General features: G+C 69.8%; 20 protein-coding genes and 1 riboswitch. Of the genes, 7 read left to right on the top strand and 13 right to left on the bottom strand.

Annotated features, from left to right (window positions below; translation table 11 throughout):
• Window positions 1-91 precede the first annotated feature (91 nt).
• The gene (locus MIAR_RS08740) at window positions 92-1,189 is read left to right on the top strand and encodes a DUF998 domain-containing protein (RefSeq protein WP_285634283.1); all 1,098 of its coding nucleotides are present in this window, start codon (window positions 92-94) and stop codon (window positions 1,187-1,189) included.
• Here the strand turns inward: MIAR_RS08740 and MIAR_RS08735 are convergent.
• Window positions 1,178-2,575, bottom strand: coding sequence for an MFS transporter (locus MIAR_RS08735; RefSeq protein ID WP_285634280.1), 1,398 nt, complete (start codon window positions 2,573-2,575; stop codon window positions 1,178-1,180). The two genes, MIAR_RS08740 and MIAR_RS08735, sit on opposite strands and share 12 nt — an antisense overlap.
• A gap of 298 nt (window positions 2,576-2,873) precedes the next feature.
• Between MIAR_RS08735 and MIAR_RS08730 the strand changes: the two genes are divergently transcribed.
• The 3 genes from MIAR_RS08730 (at window position 2,874) to MIAR_RS08720 (ending at window position 6,285) form a co-directional block, all read left to right on the top strand.
• Complete coding sequence (locus MIAR_RS08730; protein ID WP_285634277.1) at window positions 2,874-4,334, top strand: glyceraldehyde-3-phosphate dehydrogenase; 1,461 nt, start codon at window positions 2,874-2,876, stop codon at window positions 4,332-4,334.
• Between the two features lie 85 nt (window positions 4,335-4,419).
• Window positions 4,420-5,469, top strand: a complete 1,050-nt coding sequence (locus MIAR_RS08725) for a winged helix DNA-binding domain-containing protein (protein ID WP_285634274.1) — start codon at window positions 4,420-4,422, stop codon at window positions 5,467-5,469.
• A gap of 27 nt (window positions 5,470-5,496) precedes the next feature.
• Window positions 5,497-6,285, top strand: coding sequence for a thioesterase family protein (locus MIAR_RS08720; protein ID WP_285634272.1), 789 nt, complete (start codon window positions 5,497-5,499; stop codon window positions 6,283-6,285).
• Window positions 6,286-6,430: 145 nt separating this feature from the next.
• On the opposite strand, the gene MIAR_RS08715 is transcribed toward MIAR_RS08720, so the two are convergent.
• Entirely contained in the window at window positions 6,431-7,873 is a 1,443-nt protein-coding gene (locus MIAR_RS08715) for an XRE family transcriptional regulator (protein ID WP_285634269.1), read from the bottom strand.
• Window positions 7,874-7,985: 112 nt separating this feature from the next.
• Between MIAR_RS08715 and MIAR_RS08710 the strand changes: the two genes are divergently transcribed.
• Window positions 7,986-9,857: a phosphoenolpyruvate carboxykinase (GTP) gene (locus tag MIAR_RS08710; protein ID WP_425561565.1), complete on the top strand. Its 1,872-nt coding sequence runs from the start codon at window positions 7,986-7,988 to the stop codon at window positions 9,855-9,857.
• 158 nt (window positions 9,858-10,015) lie between these two features.
• On the opposite strand, the gene MIAR_RS08705 is transcribed toward MIAR_RS08710, so the two are convergent.
• The 11 genes from MIAR_RS08705 to MIAR_RS08655 form a co-directional block, all read right to left on the bottom strand.
• The gene (locus MIAR_RS08705; RefSeq protein WP_285634266.1) at window positions 10,016-11,893 is read right to left on the bottom strand and encodes an ABC transporter ATP-binding protein; all 1,878 of its coding nucleotides are present in this window, start codon (window positions 11,891-11,893) and stop codon (window positions 10,016-10,018) included.
• Window positions 11,894-11,946: 53 nt separating this feature from the next.
• Window positions 11,947-12,153, bottom strand: a complete 207-nt coding sequence (locus MIAR_RS08700) for an AsnC family protein (RefSeq protein WP_285634264.1) — start codon at window positions 12,151-12,153, stop codon at window positions 11,947-11,949.
• Window positions 12,154-12,241: 88 nt separating this feature from the next.
• Entirely contained in the window at window positions 12,242-12,655 is a 414-nt protein-coding gene (locus tag MIAR_RS08695; protein WP_285634261.1) for an MmcQ/YjbR family DNA-binding protein, read from the bottom strand.
• Between the two features lie 80 nt (window positions 12,656-12,735).
• Window positions 12,736-14,190, bottom strand: coding sequence for an MFS transporter (locus MIAR_RS08690; RefSeq protein ID WP_285634258.1), 1,455 nt, complete (start codon window positions 14,188-14,190; stop codon window positions 12,736-12,738).
• 99 nt (window positions 14,191-14,289) lie between these two features.
• On the bottom strand, window positions 14,290-14,649 hold the full coding sequence (locus tag MIAR_RS08685) for a Fe-S protein (protein ID WP_285634255.1): 360 nt from the start codon (window positions 14,647-14,649) through the stop codon (window positions 14,290-14,292).
• 98 nt (window positions 14,650-14,747) lie between these two features.
• Complete coding sequence (ribH, locus tag MIAR_RS08680) at window positions 14,748-15,224, bottom strand: 6,7-dimethyl-8-ribityllumazine synthase (protein ID WP_285634252.1); 477 nt, start codon at window positions 15,222-15,224, stop codon at window positions 14,748-14,750.
• Window positions 15,221-16,495 carry a GTP cyclohydrolase II gene (gene ribA, locus MIAR_RS08675; protein ID WP_285634249.1) on the bottom strand — a complete coding sequence of 425 codons (1,275 nt, stop codon included), beginning with the start codon at window positions 16,493-16,495 and terminating at the stop codon, window positions 15,221-15,223. The genes ribH and ribA overlap by 4 nt, the downstream gene beginning before the upstream one ends.
• Window positions 16,492-17,172 carry a riboflavin synthase gene (locus MIAR_RS08670; RefSeq protein ID WP_285634246.1) on the bottom strand — a complete coding sequence of 227 codons (681 nt, stop codon included), beginning with the start codon at window positions 17,170-17,172 and terminating at the stop codon, window positions 16,492-16,494. The genes ribA and MIAR_RS08670 overlap by 4 nt, the downstream gene beginning before the upstream one ends.
• A complete protein-coding gene (ribD, locus tag MIAR_RS08665; protein WP_285634244.1) occupies window positions 17,172-18,200 on the bottom strand; it encodes a bifunctional diaminohydroxyphosphoribosylaminopyrimidine deaminase/5-amino-6-(5-phosphoribosylamino)uracil reductase RibD in 1,029 nt (342 codons plus the stop codon). The genes MIAR_RS08670 and ribD overlap by 1 nt, the downstream gene beginning before the upstream one ends.
• Before the next feature lie 51 nt (window positions 18,201-18,251).
• Window positions 18,252-18,392: riboswitch (FMN riboswitch) on the bottom strand.
• 55 nt (window positions 18,393-18,447) lie between these two features.
• On the bottom strand, window positions 18,448-19,311 hold the full coding sequence (locus MIAR_RS08660) for an Fpg/Nei family DNA glycosylase (protein WP_285634241.1): 864 nt from the start codon (window positions 19,309-19,311) through the stop codon (window positions 18,448-18,450).
• 40 nt (window positions 19,312-19,351) lie between these two features.
• Entirely contained in the window at window positions 19,352-19,915 is a 564-nt protein-coding gene (locus tag MIAR_RS08655) for a GNAT family N-acetyltransferase (protein ID WP_285634238.1), read from the bottom strand.
• Between the two features lie 71 nt (window positions 19,916-19,986).
• Here MIAR_RS08655 and MIAR_RS08650 point away from each other — a divergent pair, with 71 nt between their 5' ends.
• Both MIAR_RS08650 and mfd read left to right on the top strand, forming a co-directional pair.
• Window positions 19,987-20,880, top strand: coding sequence for an EamA family transporter (locus MIAR_RS08650; protein ID WP_285634235.1), 894 nt, complete (start codon window positions 19,987-19,989; stop codon window positions 20,878-20,880).
• A gap of 9 nt (window positions 20,881-20,889) precedes the next feature.
• A complete protein-coding gene (gene mfd, locus MIAR_RS08645; RefSeq protein ID WP_285634232.1) occupies window positions 20,890-24,423 on the top strand; it encodes a transcription-repair coupling factor in 3,534 nt (1,177 codons plus the stop codon).
• The last annotated feature ends 6 nt before the right edge of the window (window positions 24,424-24,429 follow it).

The following is a 24,429-nucleotide window of genomic DNA, read 5'->3' as shown; positions in this document are numbered from 1 at the left end:
GCGGGTGCCATAGAGTGAGCGCGGGAGGCGGCCGGGAGCCGGCCGGAATCGGATGCCGCAGCTGAAGCAGATCGCCGCAGAGGTACAGGACGTGCTCCGACGTCCGCTGGGAACGGCGGAGGCGCGCGAGACCGTCGCCCTCCTGGCAGGCGCAGCCGCGTTCGTGATCGGGTTCCCGGTCTCCTGGCTGATCTTCGGCGGTGCGCATCTGGCCATCACCGGCCCGGGATCGATCGGATGGTACGCGGCGGTCGGCGGTGCGATCGTCGCGGTGCTCGCCTTCACGGCCGGGCGGCTGGCCGTGCGGCCCTCCGACGCGCCGGCCGATCAGCCTCGTGACGGCTTCGTCGGCCCCGCCGACCGGTTGCGCTGGTTCGACCTCATCGCGATCGGCGGAGCCTATGCGTCGATCGTCTTCCTGGGGTGGTTGGGCATCGCTCAGCTGCTGGAGCTGAGCTTCATCGGCGCCCCGGTGTTCGCCTTCCCCGGAGCGATCCTCGTCGCCGTGGCGTTCGCGCTGACCGCCTACGTGTCCTTCCTCGGCGCCGCGCGACTCACGCCCATGACGCTCTCCCTCGATCTCGCCGTCTTCCTGGTGGTCGGAGCCTTCGCCGCCATGCTCACCTCGAGCGATCCGAAATGGTGGCAGGACAATCTGTCCTCGCTCGGGCAGACGACCAACAGTGCGGCCCCTGCCTTCAACGTCACCCTGATCATCTCGGGCATCATCGTGACCACCATCGCCCGGTACGCCACAGCGGGTCTCCCGGTCGACACCCGCGCTCAGCGCCGCGGGCGGACGCTGATGCGCACGGGGCTCGTGCTGGTCGGGATCTTCCTGGCCTGCGTCGGGGTGTTCCCCGTCGACCGCTTCTTCCTCGTGCACAACACCGTCGCCACCGGCATGGCCGTCGTCTACGCGATGCTGATCTGCGCGCTGCCGTGGCTGCTTCCGAGCCTGCCGAAGGTGTTCTTCGGCTTCGGATACACCTACGTCGCCGTGATCGCCCTGCTGGCGATCTTCTTCGCGACGGGCTACTACAACCTCACCGCGGTGGAGCTGATCGCGGCCGTCCTGATCTTCAGCTGGATCATCGTATTCCTGCGCACCGCGAGCGTGACGACCGCGGCATCCGGCGGGGAGATCCCGGATGCCGCGGTCGGGGCGCGATCCGGATCAGCGTCCTGATCGCGGCGCGCGGAGCAGTGCGGCGCCGAGGAGGACGCCGATGACGGCGATGATCGCCGCGCCGGCGAATGCTGCGGAGTAGCCCGCGTCCGGGCCGGCGGACGCGGCCACAGGCGCCGAGACCGCCGACAGGGCGGCCAGCCCCAGCGCGGACCCGATCTGGTAGCTCGTGTTGACCAGACCTGATGCCACGCCGGCATCGGCGGGAGGGGCGCTCGAGATCGCCGTGCTCAACGACGGCACGAAGGCGAGCGCCATCCCTGCTGCGGCCACCAGAGAGGCCGGGAGGACGTGCCAGGCGTAGCCGCCGTCTGCGAAGGCGAGCCACGCGATGCCGCCCGCGAGTACCGCGAAGCCGGAGACGACCATGGCCCTGGTTCCGAATCGGGCAGCCAGGCGCGGGGCGATGAGCGTCATGCCCAGCACGATCAGCATGGTCATCGGGATCAGCGCGGCGCCGGCCGCGAACGCCGAGGCTCCGAGGACGTTCTGCAGGTGGAGGTTCAGGAAGAACCACATCGGGATCCAGGCCGCTCCGAGCAGCAGCTGAGCGATGTTGGCTCCGCCGAGCTGCGGGATCCGCAGCATCCGTGGTCGCAGGAGCGGTTCCGCCGCACGTGCCTGACGCGCACCGAATCCGATCAGCAGCAGGACACCGGCGCCCAACGCGATGAGGGTGGACGGGCTGGCCCATCCCATCTCCGGAGCCTGCACGACGCCGAACACGACCGCCGCGAGTCCGAGGGTTCCGGTGACCGCGCCGAGCAGGTCGACGCGTCCGGCGCTGCGGGTGCCTGCCGGGAACGCCGCAGGGACGAGCAGCAGGATCGCGAGCGCGATCGGGACCGTGACGTAGAAGACCCACGGCCATCCGAGGTACTCGGTCAGCACGCCGCCGAGGAAGACACCCGCCGTGCCGCCGATGGGCGCGGCGGCGCCGTACACCGCGAAGGCGCGGGGGAGCTGCGCCGTGCCGCCGAACAGAGTCATGAGCAGGCTGAGGGCCGCCGGGGCGATGAGCGCGGCTCCGGCTCCCTGAACGGCGCGGGCGGTGATCTCCACCCAGGGTGCGGTGGCCAGTCCGGCGCCGACGGAGCCGACGAGAAGCACCGTCCAGCCGAGGGCGAACATGCGCCGAGCGCCGAACAGGTCCGCCAGGCGGCCACCGAGCAGCAGCAGTCCGCCGAACGCGATGACGTAGGCGTTGAAGATCCAGGTGAGGGCATCGGGGCTGAAGCCGACGTCGCGCTGGATGTCGGGCAGCGCGACGCCGATGATCGAGGTATCCATGATGACGACGAACTGCGCGGCCGCGATCAGCACGAGGCCGAGCCCGGTGCGCCTGCGGGTCGCCGTCTCTCCGGTCGGCAAGGTCTGGGTGGACACGGGGGAAGTCCCTTCGTAGGTGCGGATGCCGGGGTTCGGCGTCCGTCAGAAGGAGTCAACCAATACCCCCGGGGGGTATTCCGAAGTGAATGCGTTCGATGAGACCCGCTCTGCGGCGTCGCGCCTGTTCTGCAACTTAAGAAGGCCGATTCTTTTCAGAACGCCGGTTCCAGACGGGTCTTGCGTCCGGAAAACCGCGGGTTCATGCCCGACCGGACGTTAGCCTTGATGTGGCGGATCCGCCTCCCACCTTCGCATCGTGAATCGACGATGCTGCACTACGCTCGCAAGGACGCACATGGAAAACGTCGTGACGCACCACGATGACTGGCACATCAACGAAGAGCTCGCCGAGCGGATGATCCCGCTGATCGGCGGCCTGAACCGCAAGCACGACGTCGTGACCTCGCTGCACGGCCACCGCCTGCTGGGCCTGTCGACGACCGGCATCCTCGAGGTGCATGAGCGCGTCGCGCAGCTGGGGCACAGCCACCTGGCCCTCACCGACACGCTCGCCGTGCTAGAGGCGCTGCGTGAGATCGGCCCCGGCGCCTCCTCGCTGGACGTCGCCCGACTGGTCGAAGGGCACGCCGCGAGCGGCATGGACCTCGTCGCATACCTGCGCGGCGAGCTCGCGCCCGCGCTGGACGCCGAGCTCTCCGAGCCGGTCGATGTGGTGCTGTACGGCTTCGGCCGCATCGGCCGTCTGCTCGCCCGCATCATCATCGCTCACAAGGGCGGCGGCAGCGGTCTGCGCCTGCGGGCGATCGTCGTGCGCAAGGGCGCCGAGAACGACCTGGTCAAGCGCGCCTCCCTGCTGCTGCGCGACTCCGTGCACGGCCGCTTCGAGGGCACCGTCGACGTCGACGAGGCCAACTCCCAGATCATCGCCAACGGCACCCGCATCCAGGTGATCTACTCCGACGACCCGGGGACGATCGACTACACCGCCTATGGCATCCGCGACGCGATCGTCGTCGACAACACCGGCCGCTGGCGCGACGAGGCGGGCCTGAGCCGCCACCTGGAGTCCACCGGCGTCGCCCGCGTGCTGCTCACGGCGCCCGGCAAGGGCGAGCTGAAGAACATCGTGCACGGCATCAACGACTCCACGATCGAGCCGGGGGACCGCATCCTGTCCGCGGCATCCTGCACCACCAACGCGATCACCCCGGTTCTGGCGGCGATGAACGAGGCCTACGGCATCGTGCGCGGCCACGTCGAGACCGTGCATTCGTTCACCAACGACCAGAACCTGATCGACAACTTCCACAAGGGCGACCGCCGCGGGCGCTCGGCGGTGCTCAACATGGTCATCACCGAGACCGGCGCCGCCAAGGCCGTGGCCCGTGCGCTGCCCGAGCTCGCAGGCAAGCTCACCGGCTCTGCGATCCGCGTCCCCACGCCCGACGTGTCGCTCGCCGTGCTGCACCTGACGCTCGAGAATCCGGCCACCAAGGACGAGCTCAACGACTACCTCCGCCGTGCCTCGCTGCACTCCAAGCTGCGTCAGCAGATCGACTACGTCGAGAGCCCGGAGGTCGTCTCCAGCGACTTCGTCGGTTCGCATCGCGCGGGCATCGTCGACGGCCTGGCCACGATCGCCAATGACAAGGACGTCGTGCTGTACGTCTGGTACGACAACGAGTACGGCTACTCCTGCCAGGTGGTGCGCGTGCTCGAGGTGATGGCCGGCTCGCACCCCGTCGTCCTCCCGGCCCGCCGTGAGGTGACGCTGCACGAGGACGTTCTCGTCTGACCGTGTGACACCGCGGCGTGCCGCCCGGGGGTCAGAGCGCTCCGGGCGGCACGCCGATGTCGTACGCTCCCGGCATGATGGACGGATGACACCCCGTGCACTGCTGGAGCGCCGACTCCGCTCGCATCGGCTGACGGCCCCCGCCGCGACTCCGGCGGATGCCGCGCGGCACATGCTCGCCGTGCAGAGCCAGGACCTCCTCGCCGGCCGCTGGGCGCTCGGCGTGCGCACCAAGGGGGCGCCGACTCTGACGGCGGTGGATGCCGCGTTCGAGCGCGGCGAGCTGGTGCGGGCCTGGACCATGCGCGGCACCCTGCACATCGTGCCGGCTCGGGACCTCGCCTGGGTGCTGTCGGTCACGGCCGAGCGGCAGCGGCGCCAGGCCGCAGGCCGGCACCGGGACCTCGGCATCGACGACGAGGTGATGACGACCGCGTCGCGCGCACTCGCTCCCGCTCTCCGAGATGGCGGGTGCACGCGGGCGGAGGCCTTCGAGCGGTTCGAGAGCGTCGGCATCGATCCGCGGAACCAGCGCGGCATCCACCTGCTCTTCGCCCTGACCATCGCGGGGGAGATCTGCCAGGGGCCTCTGGTGCCGAACGGCAGGGGAGTGGCCCGCGAACAGCGGTTCGTGCGGGTGGAGGACGGGATCCGGGAGTCGGACGCTCCGGACGACCCGCTCGCCGAGCTGTTCATCCGCTACATCGACGGGCACGGCCCCGCCGGCGTCGCCGACTTCGCCTGGTGGTCCGGCCTCACGCTCGGGACGGCCCGAGAGGCGGCCGAGCGTGCCGCGGACCGGGTCGACGAGGTCGGCGAGGGACTGTACGCGGCATCGTCCACGCCGCGGCGTTCGCCGAAGGCCGCGCACGCGTTCGCGCTCCCCGCGTTCGACGAGTACTACATCTCGTACGCCGATCGCACCGCGGTCTGCGCTCCGGAGCAGCTCGATGCCGTGGGGCCGGGCAAGAACGGGATGGTGCGTGCCACGCTCGTCGCGGACGGCCGGGTCGTGGGCACCTGGTCGCATGCCGACGCCACCCGGCATCTGCCTCCCGAGCTGTTCGACGGAGCGACGCAGACGGAGCCGACCGGGTCCGCGCTCGCCCGCTTCGCCGCCTTCGTGGCGGCCTGAACCGCGCCGTGCGCCGCAGTTGACAGAATGAATGGCGTGTCGAGCTACTTCCATCGTCTGTCCGAGACCGCCTTCGAACCCACCGAGCACGTCGGCGGCGCGTGGAATCCGGACGAGCAGCACATCGCCCCCGTGCTGGGCCTGCTCGCGCACGTGGTCGAGCTGGAGCACGCCGTGCGCCGCCCCGACGTACCGCTGGTGCTCGCCCGCGCGAGCTACGACATCCTCGGTGTCATCCCGATGGACGCGTTCGAGATCTCCCCGCCCCGTCTGGTCCGTCCTGGCCGCACGATCGAGCTGGTCGAGGTGACCCTGAGCCATGGGGGTCGCGCCGCGGCGACGCTGCGGGCGTGGATGCTGCAGCCGAACGACACCGATGCGATCTCGGGCATCCCGCTGCCGACGATGCCCGCCCGGGACACCCTGCCCGAGTGGTCTCCGGCGGATGTCTGGCCCGGCGGTGCCATCCGTTCCATCGACGCCCGCCGGGAGGCGGTCGCGCCGGGCCGATCGCGCGCGTGGATCCGCCCGCAGCATCCGCTCCTGGACGGGGAGGCGATCTCGTCACGGTCGCGGATGCTGGGCGTGGCCGACTTCGCCAACGGCATCGCCACGCGGGTCGCGCCTGAGCGCGCGCTCTATCCGAACATCGACCTGACCGCGAGCATCTTCCGCGAACCCGCGGGCGAGTGGTTCGGCCTGGACACCTCGGTGTCGTTCGGACCCGACGGCATCGGACTGACCGAGTCCGTGCTGAGCGACGCCGATGGCCCGGTGGGAACTTCGTCCCAGACGCTGACCGTCCGCCCGCGCTGAAACGTCCGCTCTCACTGCTCCGTTCGGCGGCACCAGAACAGGCACTTTGCTGAGCACAGGACGATTCACCCGGGAAACAGCATGTTCTCGGCAATCCTCCTGTTCTCAGCAGTCGTCGGCGGAACACCAGAGACAGGAGCGGATGCTACTCGTCGACGTGGCGGTCGAGGAACGCGTAGACCTCGCTCTCCTCGACGCCGGGGAAGGCGCCGCGGGGGAGCGGCGAGAACATGTGCGTGTGCACCCGAGCGCTCGGCCATGCGCGCCCCTCCCACCGCTGCGACACCGCGATGGGCGCGCGTCGGCAGCACGCCTCGTCGGGGCAGGTCGACTGCGCACGATGGGTGGTCTCGCGTCCGCGCCACCAGCGCGCATCGTCGAAGGGCACGCCGACCGTGATCGAGAAGCCGCCGGAACTGGTCGACCCGGTCTGGGTCGCGCACCAGAACGTGCCTGACGGGGTGTCGGTGTACTGGTAGTGCTCGGTGGTGCGGTTTCGCTGCTCGAACGCGGCCCGTGCGGAGAACTTGCGGCAGGCGGGCTGCCCCTCGACCGCGCCCGTGACATCCATCGGCAGGGGAAGATCGTCGTTCTCGTACACGCGGGTGATCGCGCCGTTCTCGTCCACGCGCAGGAAGTGCAGGCGCATGTCGAGGTGGTGGGTCATCAGGTTGGTCATGCGCAGGCCTGCAGCCTCGTGCGTGACGCCGAAGGCGTCGCGGAAGTCCTCGACCGCGAGGTTGCGGTCCTTCCTGGCCTGCTGCAGGAATGCCACTCCGGCGCTCTCCGGGATCAGGCAGCACGCGGCGAAGTAGTTGATCTCCAGCCGCTGCTGCAGGAAGTCGGCGTAGTCGGTCGGACGGGTGTGCCCGAGCAGTCGGTGCGCCATGGCCTGCAGCGCCATGGAACGCAGGCCGTGACCACCGGGGATCGAGGCCGGCGGCAGGTAGATGCGGCCGTTGTCCAGGTCGGTGATGGAGCGCGTGGAATGCGGCAGGTCGTCGACGTAGATCAGCTCGAAGCCGAGTCGCTCGGCCATGATGCTGACCGTGCGATGCGTCAGCGCGCCGGAGACGTGCCCGGCGGCCTTCAGCTGCTTCTCGGCGAGGGCCTCGATCTCCGGCAGGTAGTTCGACTTCTCGCGCATGGTGAGGCGCAGCTCGGTGTTGGCCCGGCGTGCCTCCTCCGGCGTGGCGATGGCCTCGCGCTCGCGGCGGTGCAGCTCGCGGTGCAGGCCCAGCACGGCTTCGATGGTCTCGTCGCTCATGCTCTTCGACACCCGGATGGGCGCGATGCCCAGCTGACGGAACACCGGGCTCGTCTGTGCGCGATCCAGCTCGATCTCCAGCGCCGCGCGGTGGTTCGGCGGCTCACCGGAGATGAGGTCGGCGACGTCGGTGCTGCACGCCAGGGCGATGGCCTGCAGCAGCGAGAGCTTGGGCTCGCGCTTGCCGTTCTCGATCAGGCTCAGTTGCGAACCGGCGATACCCACCAGGGAGCCGAGCTCGTCGAGCGTGAAGCCCTTCTTGGTGCGGTGATGCCGGATGCGATGTCCGAGGGTGCTGAGCTCGAGTCCACTTGTCGCCATTCCTTGAGCATACCCGAAAGAAACATGCTTCTTTCAAGCTTAAATGGCCGAAAGCGTGCGGAAAGTGCGCAGAAGATGGATGTAACGCCCACCTCTTCACAAAGGAGCACCCATGGCCATGGCTGAAACATACGCCCCTCGCACCTCCCCGGTCGCCCCCGTGCGCAGCTTCGGGGCCGTGCCGGCGTATGACACCCCGGCCATGGCCGAGCTGCGCGAGTGGGTCGACGGCATCGCCGCGCTCACTCAGCCCGACCGCGTCCACTGGATCGACGGCTCCCGTGCGGAGAACGACGCGATCCTGCGCGAGCTGGTCGACGAGGGCAAGATCATCAAGCTCAACCCCGAGTGGCGCCCCGGCTCCTACCTGGCTCGCTCGCACCCCAGCGACGTCGCGCGCACCGAGGCCCGCACCTTCATCTCCTCGGAGAAGGAGATCGACGCCGGACCGACCAACAACTGGGCGGACCCGGTCGAGATGCGCGACACCATGAACCGGATCTTCGCCGGCTCGATGCGCGGCCGGACGATGTACGTCATCCCCTTCTCCATGGGCCCCGTCGGCGGCAAGCTCTCGCACATCGGCGTCCAGGTCACCGACAGCGCCTACGCCGTGGCATCGATCAACATCATGACCCGCGTCGGCGACGCCGTTACCCGCCAGATCGCCGAGGGCGCCCCGTGGGTCAAGACCGTGCACTCGGTCGGAGCCCCGCTCGAGCCCGGTCAGGCCGACGTCGAGTGGCCCTGCAACGACGAGAAGTACATCGTGCACTTCCCCGACACGCTCGAGGTCTACTCGTACGGCTCCGGCTACGGCGGGAACGCCATCCTCGCCAAGAAGTGCTTCGCGCTGCGCATCGCGTCGGTGATCGCCCGCGACGAGGGCTGGCTCGCCGAGCACATGCTGCTCATCCGCGTGATCGACCCGAAGGGCAAGGCGTACCACGTGGCCGCCGCGTTCCCCTCGGCCTGCGGCAAGACCAACCTCGCGATGCTGCGCCCGACGATCCCCGGCTGGAAGGTCGAGACCCTCGGCGACGACATCGTCTGGATCCGTCCCGGCGAGGACGGCCGCATGTACGCGATGAACCCCGAGGCCGGCTTCTTCGGCGTCGCCCCCGGCACCGGCGAGTCGACCAACGTCACGGCCGTCGAGACCCTCTGGGGCAACACGATCTTCACGAACGTGGCGCTGCGCCCGGACGGCGACGTGTGGTGGGAGGGCCTGACAGACGAGGCGCCGTCCGAGCTGACCGACTGGCAGGGCAACCCGTGGACGCCGGAGTCCGGCCGCCCCGCGGCGCACCCGAATTCCCGCTTCACGGTCTCGGCCGCGCAGTGCCCGCAGATCTCCGCGGACTGGGAGGACCCCGAGGGTGTCGCCCTCGACGTGATCCTGTTCGGCGGTCGCCGCGCGACCAACGTGCCGCTCGTCGTCGAGGCCACCGACTGGACGCACGGCGTCTTCCTCGGATCGACGATCTCGTCCGAGCGCACCGCCGCCGCGGAGGGCACGGTCGGCGAGCTGCGCCGCGACCCGTTCGCGATGCTCCCGTTCTGCGGCTACAACATGGGCGACTACTTCAGCCACTGGCTCAAGGTCGGACGCCAGCTGCGCTTCGATCGTGCCCCGCGCATCTTCCAGGTGAACTGGTTCCGCCGCGGCGAGGACGGGCGCTTCCTGTGGCCGGGCTTCGGCGACAACTCGCGCGTGATCGACTGGATCATCCGTCGCATCTCGGGCGAGGTCGGAGCCGTCGACAGCCCGATCGGCCGCCTGCCGCGCCGTGAGGACCTCAACCTCGACGGGCTGACGATCTCGGATGCCGATCTCGACGAACTGTTCGATGTCGACGTCGACGCCTGGATGGCCGAGGCCGACTCGACCGAGGAGTACTTCGGCATCTTCGGCGACCGGCTTCCCGCCGCTCTGCGCAGCGAGCTGGACGCGCTGCGCTACCGGCTCAGCGCCGCGCGCTGAGCGCACCCTGACCCGCGACGGCGGGATGCTGGAGACGACCCATGGCTGAGTGGTCTCCGGCATCCCGCCGTCGCGCTTCTCCGGCTGGGGGAGTCCTCCGCGGCCGCGTCCAGCACGAGAGCACGGTCCGCGCGCAGGGCTGACCTCGGCTGGGCCGCTCAGACCAGCAGCTGATGCCTGGCGAGGTCGCGGTACAGCGGCGTGGACTCGATGAGCTCGTCGTGCGTGCCCTGGCCGACCACCACGCCGTCCTGCAGCACCACGATCAGGTCGCTGTCCACCACGGTCGACAGGCGGTGCGCGATCACGACGAGGGTGCGGTCGGCCGCCGCAGCGTCGATGGCCTCGCGCATGCGCTGCTCGTTCACGCCGTCCAGCGAGGACGTCGACTCGTCCAGCAGCAGGATCGGAGCCTCTGTCAGCAGCGCGCGGGCGATCGCCAGACGCTGGCGCTCACCGCCGGAGAGCATCACGCCGTCCTCACCGACAGGGGCGTCCAGGCCCAGCGGGCTCCGCTCGAGCACGTCGCCGAGGTTCACCGAGCGCAGCACGCGCTCGCAGTCGGCATCCGTGGCATCCGGCGCTGCCAGACGCAGGTTCTCGGCCAGCGTGCCGGCGAGCGTCGGGGCATCCTGCTCCACATACCCGAAATGGGCGCGCAGCTGCTGCCGGGGGTAGCTGCGCACGTCGTGGCCCGCGAGCCGGATCGAGCCGCCGGTCGGGTCGTAGAACCGCTCGATGAGTGCGAGTGTGGTGCTCTTGCCCGCACCGGAAGGCCCGACCAGCGCCACCCGCGCGCCGCGCGGCACGGAGAACGAGATGCCCTTCAGGACGTCGCGGCTGATCTCAGGGTCCGCCTCGCCCGCACGCCGCAGGTGCGCGTCGGCGAGCAGGTTCCGCGCCTCCTTCGCGGCCGCCTCCCGCGCCGCGATGACGTCGTCAGGGTAGCGGAAGCGCACGTCGCGGAATTCGATGGCGGGGGCACCCGCGACCGCGGCCGAGGTGATGGCGGCATCCGACTCGTCGTCCTGCGTCTCGGTGGGCAGATCGAGGATCTCCTGGATGCGCCCGAGCGCGCCCAGCGCCTGGTTCACGGAGGTGATGGCGCCGAATGCCTGGCCGAGAGGCATGACCAGCATGAACAGGAACATGATGAACGTGACCAGCGAGGCGATGGTGAGGGCGCCGGATGCCACGCGGAAGCCGCCCACGCCCAGCACCACCAGCAGCGAGAGCTGCAGGGCGATGCCGGCGACAGGAACGACCATGGACGAGATCTTCGCGATCCGAACGCCCAGGCCGTAGGCCTCGCCGGCGAGGCCCTCGACGGCCGCCGTCTCGCGCTCGGTCGCACCGGAGGCGCGCACGGTGCGGATGCTGGAGATGCCGCGCTCGATGCCGGAGGCGAGCTGGCCGACCTTGTGCTGCTGCGCGGCGGATGCCGTGCGGATCCGGCCGCTGAGCAGCACGACGACCACGACCGATGCGCCGATCACGAGCACGATCAGCAGCAGGAGCAGCGGATCGATGAGGAGCATGGCGATGAGGGCGCCGATGAAGAGGATGGCGCCGCCGACGGTATCCGCCAGCCCCTGCGTGAGGACCGCGTACAGCAGCGTCGTGTCGGTGCCCACCCGGGAGACGAGGTCACCGGTGCGGCGCGCGTCGAACTCGCTGATCGGCAGGTGCAGGATGCGCGCGATCAGCTTGCGGCGGCTGGAGTAGACCACCGCCGTGCCGGTGCGCTGCAGCAGGTAGTGCTGGTAGCCGGAGATGACCGACGCCACGATCACCAGGCCGATGAGCAGCCAGACCAGCGCGCCCAGCATCTGGACCTTCTGCACGCGGTCGATGACCTGCCCGACGAGCAGCGGCTGCGCGAGGGATGCTGCGGCGCCGACGATGCTGAGCAGCGCGACGGCCACCAGCACCTTCTTGTGCTCGAAGAGGAAGGGGAGGAGCTGGCGGAACGTGGCGCGCGGGCCGTCCTGCTGCGCGCCGCGACCGCGTCGGCGTGCTGTCGCCGTGCGAGACATGGGGAACCTCGTTCTGGGGAGCGGTGCGACGGTATCGGGCCGCGGCATCCGATCTATTGTCTGCCGAACTTCTTATGCGCCGCCTGTTTGGTGACGCCGAGGGCGCTCGCGATCGCCTGCCACGAGTATCCGGCCAGGCGGGCGCGGCGCACCTGCGCCTCCTCCGCTCGGGCCAGCTCGCGGCGGATGCCGGTGAGCCGATGCAGCTCGGCGATCGGCTCTCCCTCGGGATCGACGGCGAGGGCGGTGTGCGGGGTCATGGTGTCAATCTAGGTTGACTTCCCGTCGGTTGTCAATAGAAGTTGACGGCTGATCTCGCGTCCGCCACCATGATTCCCGCGGATCCGGCTACTCGGACAGCCCGTTCTCGGCGAGCCAGGCCGCGGCGACCGTCTTCGGGACGCGCAGCAGCCAGGCATCTGTGAGCATCTCGTGCAGCAGCTGCTCGTCGATGGCGTCCAGCCGGGTGAGCACAGCGGGAAAGCCGTCGAAGTGCGGGATGGTGAAGAACACCTCCGGGTAGGTCTCGATGGCCGCGGCCTTCGCCTGCTCGCCGTCGACCCGGATGCCGACGACCGCGCCCTCCGGCCATTCCCGTCCGAGCTCCGCCAGCTGCTCGAGGTCATGTCTGCGCGGCGGCCGCTCCCACACCAGCATCCCGGCGCTCGTGCGCCACGCGAGCCCGCCGTTGTGGCCGCCGCTGCGCTCCTCCACGCGGGGGAAGCTCATCGCGATCCGACGCACATCCTCGATCGTCGCCATGCCGTCAGGCTACGCGGACCCGCGCCCGGCATCCAGAGCGGCGCGATCCCGACCGCGGCCCGAATCAGCCAGCTTCCCGTTCAGAGCTGCGCGGCGACGCCGAGGTCGTCCTCGTAGTCGTGATCCTTCGTCTCCGGCGTGAGGATCAGCGCGACGAGGGTCAGCACCGACATGGCCGACAGGTAGATGCCCACCATCCACGACGAGCCGTCTGCCGCTGACCACAGCCAGACGGCGACGAGTGGAGCCAGTGCTGCGCCGAGGATCGACGACACGTTGTAGGCGATCGCCGAACCGCTGTAGCGCACGTTCGTCGGGAAGAGCTCGGGCAGCAGAGCACCCATCGGTCCGAAGGTCAGGCCCATCAGCAGGAAGCCGAGGATGAGGAACGCCTGGGTCAGGGGCACCGCACCTGGCTCCGTCGCCGACTGACCGAGGAACAGGGGGAAGGTGAACCCGAACAGGATGATCGCGACGGTCACGCCGATCAGCAGCTTGCGGCGGCCGATCCGGTCCGCCCAGGGGCCGGACACCATGGTGAAGATGCCGAAGAACACCACGCCGACGATCTGCATCAGGACGAAGTTGGTGTAGCCGAACCCCTGGCCCGGATAGAACTGCGCGGCGAAGGTGGCGGCGTCGAACGTCGCGCCCTTGGCCTCCGCAGCGGCCTTGGCTGCCGCGGAGGCCGCCTCGAGGGATGCGGCCTTGGTGCCGTAGCTGAGCGTGAAGTTCGTCATCAGATAGAACAGCACGTATGTCGCCAGCATGATGAACGTGCCGAGGATGAGCTGCTTCCAGTGGTGGCGGAACACGGTCGCAAGGGGCAGCTTGCGGATGACGCCCTTGTCCGCCGCCTTCCTGAAGGTGTCGGACTCGACGAGCTTGAGGCGCACCCACAGTCCGATGATCACCATCACGGCCGAGAACAGGAACGGCACCCGCCAGCCCCAGCTCAGGAAGGCCTCCGACTTCAGCGCCGGATCCGACTGATGCGGCAGGGCGAAGTTGATGATGAGGAACAGGCCGTTCGCGATGATGAACCCGAGCGGCGCGCCCAGCTGGGGGAAGGTGCCGTACCAGGCGCGCTTGCCGGACGGCGCGTTCTCGGTGGCGACCAGAGCCGCCCCCGACCACTCGCCGCCGAGCGCGAAGCCCTGGGCGAGGCGCAGCACCAGCAGAAGGAGGGCGGCCCACCACCCGATCTGCTGGAACGTGGGGAGCAGGCCGATCAGGAAGGTGGCGATGCCCATCGTGAGCAGTGACGCCACCAGGGTCGCCTTGCGGCCGAACTTGTCGCCGAAGTGCCCGTAGACCATCGCACCGATCGGGCGTGCGACCATTGCGGCGCCGAACACGGCGAACGACGACAGCAGTGCCGTGGTGTCGTTCCCGGTCGGGAAGAACAGGATCGGGAAGACCAGCACGGCAGCGGTGGCGTACGCGTAGAAGTCGTAGAACTCGATCGTCGTGCCGATGAGGCTCGCGAGGATCACCCGGGATCGGGGGTTGGCGGGCGCGCTGGTCGTGGTCATGTGATGCTCCTCCGGTGACAGTCCCTAGGGAACTGCTCGGAGTCTACGACCGCTGATGCGGGTCGAGCGTGCAGCGTTACGCGCGGTGCGCGGATCCGCTCAGTGCCAGAACAGCCCGAGACCCGCGTTCAGCAGCGCGAGCACGCCGACGCTCCAGAACATCCCGGCGGGCACGGCCTCGCCGCGCTTCTGGCGGGCCATGCCGATGCCGATCAGCGCGCCGATCACGATCAGCACGACGAGTTTGACGGTGATCTTGATGTAGAAGCCCGCTCCCGGTTCGAACAGGCCCATCGGCCACGCGAGCAGCAGACCGGCGATGCCGGCGATCGCCAGGCCGACGTTCATCAGCTGCGTGAACTGCTTCTTGCCGCCGAACGCCTGAGCTGCCCAGGCGCCGAACAGGGTGGCGAAGCCGATGATGTGGAGGAAGACGACGATCTCACGGAGGGTTCCCATGCCGTCCAGGCTATCCAGGAACGGTCCGTCGCGGAATGCGATACGCGAACGGGCTCAGCGGAACCGATGCCGGTCCGCTGAGCCCGTCGAGAAGGGCGTCAGCCCCGCAGGTCCGCGATCACGCGGGCGGTGCGCAGCGCGGCATCCGCGGCCTCGGCACCCTTGTCCTCCTGGGAGCCCGGCAGCCCCGCACGGTCGAGGCCCTGCTGTTCGTCATCGAGCGTGAGCAGGCCGAAACCGACCGGCTTGCCGGCATCGAGCGAGACGCGGGTGAGGCCATCGGTGGTGGCGGCCGAGACGTACTCGAAGTGGGGCGTTCCGCCGCGGATGATGACGCCGAGGGCGACGACAGCATCCGCTCCGCCGGCGAACGCGGCCTGCGCCGCGACGGCCAGCTCGAACGACCCGGGCACGCGCACCAGGGTGTGCTCGGCTCCCGCGGCGTCCAGCGTGCGCTGCGCGCCGGCGATGAGACCGTTGGAGATGACCTCGTGCCAGGTACCGGCGATCACGACGACCCGCAGGCCCGTGCCGTCGACCGGGGTGAGAGGGGTGGGTGCTCCGGCGCCGCTCATGCGTCGTCCTTTCCGTGGGCGAGCGCCTCGGCCAGCTCGGACTCGCCGATGATGTGGCCCATGCGATCGCGCTTGGTCTCGAGGTACTGGTGGTTGTTGGGGCCGACGCCGACGATCAGGGGAACCTGCTCGACGACGTCCAGGCCCAGCTCGCGCAGCTGCTTCACCTTGTCGGTGTTGTTGGTCAGCAGCCGCACCTTGGAGACGCCGAGATCCGAGAGGATGCCGGCGGCGGCAGCATAGTCGCGGGCGTCGGCGGGGAGTCCGAGCGCGAGGTTGGCGTCGACGGTGTCGAGGCCCTCCTCCTGCAGGCTGTATGCGCGCAGCTTGTTGATCAGGCCGATGCCGCGTCCCTCGTGGCCGCGCATGTAGATGACCACGCCGCCCTCGGCGTCGATGCGGTCCAGCGCCGCCTGCAGCTGCGGCCCGCACTCGCACTTCTGCGAGCCGAAGGCCTCGCCGGTCAGGCACTCGGAGTGCACGCGCACCAGGGCGGTCTCGCCGGGCGTGCCCGAGACGACCGCGATGTGGTCGGTGCCGGTGACACGGTCCTTGTAGGCGAGGAACCGGAAGGTCCCGTGCTCGGTCGGCACGGTCGCGTCGGCGCGCAGGCTGACGCGACGGGCGGTCTTCTTGGCGCGGCAGTCGGCCTCGTCGCGGGGGTCGACCTCGTTCAGGTGCCGGATGAGCTGCTCGATGGTGATCACCGGGATGTCCTCGCGGGCGCCCAGCTCCTGCAGCGCAGGCAGGCGCATCATGCTTCCGTCCTCGGCGACGACCTCGGCGATCGCGCCGACCGGGTGCAGACCAGCCAGGCGCATCAGCTCCACGGCCGCCTCGGTGTGACCACCGCGCTCGCGCACGCCGCCGTCGACGGCGCGCAGCGGCAGGATGTGCCCCGGGCGGATGATGCTCGTCGCGGTGGAAGAAGGGTCGGCGAGCACGTTCAGGGTGTGCGCGCGGTCGTGCGCGCTGATGCCCGTGGTCACGCCCTCGGCCGCATCCACGCTGACCGTGTAGGCGGTGGAGCGGGCATCCTCGTTGCTCTCCACCATGGGCGGCAGGTTGAGGCTGTCGGCGAGGTCGGCGGGCATCGGCGCGCAGATCAGACCCGACGTCCAGCGCACCATGAAGGCCATCACCTCGGGGCTCGCGAGCTCCGCGGAGATGATGATGTCGCCTTCGTTCTCGCGGTTCTCATCGTCGGCGACGATCACGGGACGGCCGGCGCGCAGCGCATCGAGGGCGGCGTCGATGGTGGAAAGGCTCATCGGGAGCCTCCTTCCGGGAGAGAGCGGAACGCGAGCAGGCGCTCGACGTGACGGGCAAGGATGTCGGTCTCGAGGTTGACGACGTCGCCGGGGGCGAGCGCCCCGAGGATCGTCGCCTCGAGGGTCTCGGGGATGAGCGAGACCTCGAACCACGCGTCCGATGCCTGGGTTCCTGCGTCCGTCGCCTGTACTGAGCGAGCGTCAGCGAGCCGAAGTGAGGGGTCGCTGACGGCGCTCACCGTGAGCGAGGTGCCCGCGACGCTGATCGAGCCCTTGTCGACGACGAGCGGGGCGAGGTCGGCGGGCAGGGAGATACGCAGCACGCGCCACTGGTCGCCCGGGCGCACCTCCAGCACAGCACCGGTGCCGTCGACATGCCCCTGCACGATGTGGCCGCCCAGGCGCGCACCGACCGGCATGGCCTTCTCGATGTTCACGCGGGAGCCGACGTTCAGAGCTGCGAGGGCCGAGACGTCGAGGGTCTGCTTCATGACATCGGCGTCGAAGGTGTCGGCTGTGGAGCCGACCACGGTCAGGCACACGCCGCTCACGGCGATCGATTCGCCGTGCACCGCATCGGATGCCGCCTTCGGGGCGCGCACGGTCAGACGCCAGCCGTCTCCCGACGGCGCGATCCCGGCGATCTCGCCGATCTCCTCGATGATTCCGGTGAACATCAGCTTCTCTCCTTCAGAACGGAAGGGCGGGCGACCACGAGAAGGTCGTCGCCTAGTGGCAGCCATTCGTCGACCGTGAGGCGACGGGCATCCGCGATGGTGTCGACGCCGATGTCGGTGAGCGCGAGGCGTCCGCCGCCGAGCAGCACCGGGGCGAGGTACGCCAGCACGGTGTCCGCGAGTCCCGCGGCGATGAACGCGCTGGCCAGCGTCGGTCCGCCCTCCACGAACACGCGCTGCACGCCGCGCTCACGCAGGTCGCCGAGCACGGCGGCGAGGTCGCGGGTGTCGTAGAACAGCGGCTCGTGCGGGTGGCGGCGCACCGCGGCGTCCGCCGGGGTCGGGCGGGCGCCGATCACGACGGGGATCGGCTGGTGCTCGTAGAGCTCGTCGCCGTCGCGGGCGGTGAGCGACGGGTCGTCGGCGAGCACGGTTCCGGTGCCGACGACGATCGCGTCCGACGCCGCGCGGCGGCGGTGCACATCGGCGCGGGCGTCGGGTCCGGTGATCCACTGGCTGGTGCCGTCGGATGCCGCGGCCCGGCCGTCCAGGCTCTGCGCCCACTTCACGGTCACGTGCGGGCGACGCAGTCGCTGCACGGTGAGCCAGTCGGCGATGAGCGTGCGCGCCGCGTCCTGCTGCTCGCCGGATTCGACATCGAGGCCGGCCGCGCGCATGCGCTCGGCTCCGCCGCCGGATGCCCGGCCCGGGTCGTCGAGCGCATAGATCACCCGCGAGACACCGGCGTCGATGAGCGCCTGCGAGCACGGGCCCGTGCGACCGGTGTGGTTGCAGGGCTCGAGAGTGACGACGGCGGTGGCGCCGCGGGCCTGACCGGGGGAGAGCTTCGAGAGCGCATCGACCTCGGCGTGCGGGGTGCCGGAACCGCGGTGCCAGCCCTCGGCGATCAGCTCTCCGGCGGGGGAGAGGATCACGGCGCCGACCTGCGGGTTCAGCCCGCGCGGGCCGTTCAGCGCCAGCGCCAGGGCGCGCGTCATGGCCTCGCGTTCCGCCTCGCTGGATGCCATCGGTCGTCTCTCTCTGGATTCCCGGGGTCCGGCGGCACGCTCGACGCGTCGCCCGTGCTGCCTCTCCTCCGGACTAGCGAGCTGCTGCTCGCATCACCGTCGGTTCCGGAGTTCCACCGGATCGGCGCCTGTGACCAGGCGTTCGCGGACTGTCACCGCCGGTTCGGATTCACACCGACCCCGGAGCACGTTGATGCTCTGAGTCTAGTCAACGCGGCATCCGATGATTCATTCCCGGTAATACAACTCACTTCAGCAGGCGCGACAGCCGGCGGTCGGCGAGGGGCTTGCCGCCGGTCTGGCAGGTGGGGCAGTACTCCAGGCTGCGGTCGGCGAAGAACACGCTGCGCACGGTGTCGCCGCAGACGGGGCAGGCCTCGCCACGGCGCGCATGCACCCGGAAGCCGGCGCGCTTGGCATCCTTCAGATCCGACGGCGGCTTGCCCGAGGCCACCCGGACAGCCTCGCGCAGCGTCTCCTGCATGGCCGTGTAGAGGCGGTCGATCGCCTCGTCGTCGAGGTTGCCGGACGGGGCGTACGGCGACATCTTCGCGACATGCAGGATCTCGTCGCTGTAGGCGTTCCCGATGCCCGCGATCACGCCCTGATCGCGCAGCAGGCCCTTGATCTGCATCCGCCTTCCCTCGAGCAGCGATGCGAAGACGTCGCGCGTGAACGACGGATCCAGAGGATCGGGACCGAGCCGGGCGATGCCGGGCACCTCCTGCGGGTCGCGCACGACGTACACGGCGAGCGACTTCTTCGTTCCGGCCTCGGTGAGGTCGAATCCGCTGCCGTCGTCGAGCGCGATCCGCAGCGCGATCGGGCTGCGCCCGGGCTTGATCAGCGTCGTCGGCAGGGTGTCGTACCAGCGCAGCCAGCCGGCCTTCGCCAGATGGAAGACGAGGTGGAGGTCATCGCCGCAGGCGATGTCGACGAACTTGCCGTACCTCGCGGTCGCCGTGATGGTCGCTCCGTGCAGCGCGGTGTTCGGGGGATCGTAGGTCTTCAGCGCCGCGATCTCGCCCACGCTCGTGCGCGTGATCGCGTGTCCCACCGCGCGCTCGCCGAGGAAGTCGACGAGCCCCTGCACCTCCGGCATCTCGGGCATGCAGACATCCTGTCATCCGCGTCCGACAACGGCCAGCGCCTCAGAGCACCGGCCACTCCACGGGAGTGCGGTCGTCGGATGCCAGGAGTCCGGCGATCCAGGCGTCGTCGCGGCCGCGGGGGCTGGAGTGTCCCTGGCGGAGCAGGCCCTCGTACCGGAAACCGAGAGCCCGGGCCGTGCGTGCTGACGGGACGTTGCCGACGACAGCGCGCCACTCCACTCGGGCGAGGTTCAGTTCGCCGAACGCGAAGTCGACGACGGCGCGCGCGGCCTCGGTCATGACGCCCTGACCGCGCTGCTCCGCGACACCCCAGAATCCGATCTCGGCGTCACCGCCGTCCGCGCGCTGCGTGATCTTGTGCAGCCCGATCATTCCAGCGAACGCACCGTCCCGGCGGATCGCCCAGACCGTCTCCACGCCGTCCGCCCACCACGAGGCGACGAGCGCGACGAACTCCTCCGCGTCCTGTCTCGAGTAAGGGCTCGGCACCGTCGTCCAGCGCGGGACCTCGGGATCCTGGCAGGCCGCGGTGATCGCGTCGACGTCCGCCTCGGTCGGGATGCTGAGGACGAGACGTTCGGTGCGCAATGTGACGGGTTCCATCCGCCCAGCGTACGGCCCGGTCGGTACGCTGGTGGCACGGCCGTTCCGCCGTCAGACCGGGGAGGACGGCCGTGCCGATGCAGCGCTCATCGCCCAAGGGCGTGCTGGCGTCCGTGCTCTTCGCGAGCATCTTCTACCTGACGGCGCAACTGAGCTCGTCTGCGGAGGTCGTGTGGGCCTGGCGGGTGTTCGTGACCCTGGCGCTCTACCTGATGGCGCTGTGGCACCCCGGGGCACGGGAGGCGTTGCGGGTGCTGTTCCGCCGGCTGCGCGCCCGCTGGTGGATGCCGCTGCTCGCCCTGCTGCTCGCCTCGATCGTGGGCTTCCAGCTGTGGCTGTTCATGTGGGCGCCCATGCACGGGCACGGGCTGGATGCCTCGCTCGGTTACCTGCTGCTGCCGATCACGCTCGTGCTGGGCGGGCGCTTCATCCTGCACGCGCCGGTGAGCCGGGTGCAGTGGTGCGTGGTCGCGCTCGCCCTGCTGGCCGTGGCGGTGAAGTTCGCTGCCACGCCGCAGCTGTCCTGGGTGACCATCGTGATCTGCATCCCTTACGCCGTGTACTTCGTGCTGCGGCAGCGCTTCGGGCTCGACGGACCGCTCGTGTTCGGCGTGGAGCTGGCCGTCATGTCGCCGGTCGCCGCGGTCGTGTTCCTCACGGCGACGCCGGGTCCGCTGCCGATCGCCGAGTTCGCCGGCCTGGCCCTGGTGGGCCTGCTCGGCGGGATCGGGATGGTCCTGTACCTGGGCGCGTCGACCATGCTCACCATGCCGGTGTTCGGCCTGCTCACCTACGTCGAGCCGGTGCTGCTGGTCGGCGTCGCGTTCGTGCTCGGCGAGCGGATGCAGGGAGCGGACGCCGTCGTCTACCTGATCCTTGCCGTGGCGCTCGCGCTGCTGGGCGTCGAGGGCTTCCGGGCGGCGCGGCGGCGTCCAGCAGAACCCGATGTCGGCGCAGCCGAATAGTATGTTCCGGTGACTGTTCCGGGGATTCTGCGCGCCTTGGAAGAGGCGAACCTCTATCGTGATGCCCTCACCTGGGCGCAGACCGACGGCGAGATCTCGGTGGTCGACGGGCTCGACGCCCCGGTCATCGCGGGCCTGCTGCGCAAGCGTGCACAGGCGGGGCACCCGGCATCCGCCCTCGTCGTGACGCCGACGGGCCGTCGCGCCGAATCGGTCGCGGCAGCGCTCGGCACCTATCTCTCGGATGCCGAGGTCCTGACCTTCCCCGCCTGGGAGACCCTGCCGCACGAGCGCCTGAGCCCCAGCCCCGACACCGTGGGGCGCCGGCTGGAGACGCTGCGCCGGATCCGCACCTGGAGCGGCGAGAAGCCGCTGGTCGTCGTCGCCTCGGTGCGCGCCGCGCTGCAGCCCGTCGCCGCGAACCTCGGTGACGCGGCTCCGCTCGAGCTCCGCGTCGGAGGGCGCGGCATCGAGCTCGAGGACGCCGTGGAGCAGCTCGTCGAGCGCGCGTACTCCCGCGTGGACATGGTCTCGCGTCGTGGCGAGTTCGCCGTGCGCGGCGGCATCCTGGACGTCTTCCCGCCCACGGCCGATCACCCTGCCCGCGTCGAGTTCTTCGGTGACGAGGTCGATCAGATCCGTGCCTTCTCGGTCGCCGACCAGCGCTCCCTCCCGGGCGACGTCGCATCCGTCGGACTGCCCGCCAGCCGCGAGCTGCTGCTGACCGCCGACGTGCGCGAGCGCGCCGCCGCACTGGTCGGCCGGTTCCCCGCGATCTCGGGGATGCTCGAGAAGATGGCCGAGGGCATCCCGGTCGAGGGCATGGAGTCCCTGCTTCCTGCCGTCGCAGGACCGCTGGTGACACTGGCCGAATACCTGCCCGAAGGATCCGCGACGGCGATCGTCGACCCCGAGCGCGCGAGCACGCGCGCGCAGAACCTGGGGGAGACGAACCGGGAGTTCCTGGACGCCGCGTGGAGCGCGGCCACCTCCGGGGCATCCGCTCCGATCGATCTGGGCGCCGGTGACTTCCGCACCATCGCACAGCTGCGCGACATCGTGCGCGGACGCGAGGGCGTGTGGTGGCGGCTGAGTCCGTTCGCGATCGACGACGCGGATGCCGCGAACCTCGACTCCTCGGTCATCCCGTCCTTCCACGGCAACGTCGACGGCGCGATCGCCTTCGTCGAGGCACGGCTGGGCGAAGGATGGCGCGTGGTCGTGATCGCTTCCGGGCACGGGCTCGTGGAGCGCGCCCGGGACGTGCTGAGCGACCGGGGCCTGGCCGCACGCATCGTCGAGGATCTCCTCGACGCACCTGAGGGCGGGATCGCCTCGCTCGTGGTCGGCTCCGTCGAGTCCGGCTTCCAGGTGCCCGAGGCGAAGCTCGCCGTGCTCACCGACAGCGAGTTCTACGGCCGCACGATCGGCGGCGACCAGCGCGTCGTGAAGAAGCTGGCGTCCCGGCGGCGCAACGTCGTCGACCCGCTGCAGCTCAAGCAGGGCGATTACGTCGTGCACACCACGCACGGCATCGGCCGGTTCGTCGAGATGACCAAGCGCGAGGTGTCCTCCGGCGGACGAAACGCCGTCAAGTCCACCCGCGAGTACCTGGTGCTGGAGTACGCGCCCTCCAAGCGCGGCTACCCGGGCGACAAGCTGTTCGTGCCCACCGACCAGCTCGACCTGCTCTCCAAGTACGTCGGCGGCGAGGCGCCCGCACTGTCCAAGATGGGCGGCAGCGACTGGTCGGCCGCCAAGGGCAAGGCCCGCAGGGCCGTCCGCGACATCGCCGTGGAACTGGTCAAGCTGTATTCCGCGCGCGTCAACTCGAAGGGCTACGCCTTCGGGCCGGACACCCCCTGGCAGCGCGAGCTGGAAGAGGCGTTCCCGTTCGCCGAGACGCACGACCAGCTGCAGACGATCGACGAGATCAAGGCCGACATGGAGCGGCCCATCCCGATGGACCGACTGCTCTCCGGCGACGTCGGCTTCGGCAAGACAGAGGTGGCCGTGCGCGCCGCGTTCAAGGCCATCCAGGAGGGCAAGCAGGTGGCGATGCTCGTGCCGACCACCCTGCTGGTCAAGCAGCACCTGGAGACCTTCACCGAGCGCTTCGCCGGCTTCCCGGTGAAGGTGCGTCCCCTCTCGCGCTTCCAGACCGACAAAGAGGCGCGGCTCACGCTGCAGGGGCTCGTGGACGGGTCGGTCGACATGGTCATCGGCACGCACCGCATCCTCACCGACCAGGTGATCTTCAAGGATCTGGGCCTGATGATCATCGACGAGGAGCAGCGCTTCGGCGTCGAGCACAAGGATGCGCTGAAGAAGATGAAGACCAACGTCGACATCCTCGCGATGAGCGCGACGCCGATCCCGCGCACGCTCGAGATGGCGGTCACCGGCATCCGTGAGATGTCGACGCTGCAGACCCCGCCCGAGGACCGGCATCCGATCCTCTCCTTCGTCGGTCCGCGCAGCGACAAGCAGATCGCCGCGGCGATCCGCCGCGAGATCCTGCGCGAGGGCCAGGTGTTCTTCGTGCACAACCGCGTGCAGTCCATCCAGCGGGTGGCGGCGGAGCTGGCCGAGCTCGTGCCCGAGGCGCGGATCGCCGTGGCGCACGGCAAGATGGGCGAACATCAGCTGGAGCAGGTGGTCGACGACTTCTGGGAGCGCAAGTACGACGTGCTCGTGTCGACGACGATCATCGAGACGGGCCTGGACATCTCCAACGCCAACACGATCATCATCGACAGGGCCGACAAGTACGGGCTGTCGCAGCTGCACCAGCTGCGCGGTCGTGTGGGCCGCGGTCGCGAGCGGGCGTACGCGTACTTCCTCTACGACGACGCCAAGCCGCTCAGCGAGACGGCGGCCGACCGGCTGCAGACGATCGCGGTGAACAACGATCTCGGCTCGGGCATGCAGGTCGCGTTGAAGGACCTCGAGCTGCGCGGGGCGGGCAATCTGCTGGGCGCCGAGCAGGCCGGTCACATCGCCGGTGTCGGCTTCGACCTGTACCTGCGCATGATCGGCGAGGCCGTGGCGACGTTCCGCGGCGAGGAGACCTCGTCGGATGTCGAGCTTCGCCTCGAGCTGCCGGTCGACGCCCGGATCCCCGAGCACTACATCGACAGCGAGCGGCTGCGTCTGGAGGCCTATCAGAAGCTCTCCGCCGCGGCCGGCGCCGGCGCGGCCGAGGACGCGATCGACCTGGTCGCCGAGGAGCTCATCGACCGCTACGGCGCGCTGCCGGAGGAGGTCGAGACGCTCGTGACCGTCGCGCGACTGCGGCGCAGGGCGGCTCGGGCGGGTCTCACGGATGTCGTGGCGATGGGTTCGAACCTGCGCATCGCTCCGGCGCGTTTCGAGGACTCCATGAAGGTGCGGCTGGCACGGCTGTACCCGAAGGCCAAGCTGGTCGGCGGGGGAGAGGCTCTCGTCGTGCCGATGCCGCTGGACGCGGAGCTGATCGAGTGGGTCGGCAACCTGTTCACGGCGATGTTCCCCGAGCCGGCGAAGGCTGCGCCGGTCGCCTGAGCAACG

The organism is Microbacterium arabinogalactanolyticum, assembly GCF_030268005.1.
Taxonomy (GTDB): domain Bacteria; phylum Actinomycetota; class Actinomycetes; order Actinomycetales; family Microbacteriaceae; genus Microbacterium; species Microbacterium arabinogalactanolyticum.
Note: the sequence above shows the minus strand (reverse complement) of the source record. Positions and strands in the feature narration are given on the sequence as shown.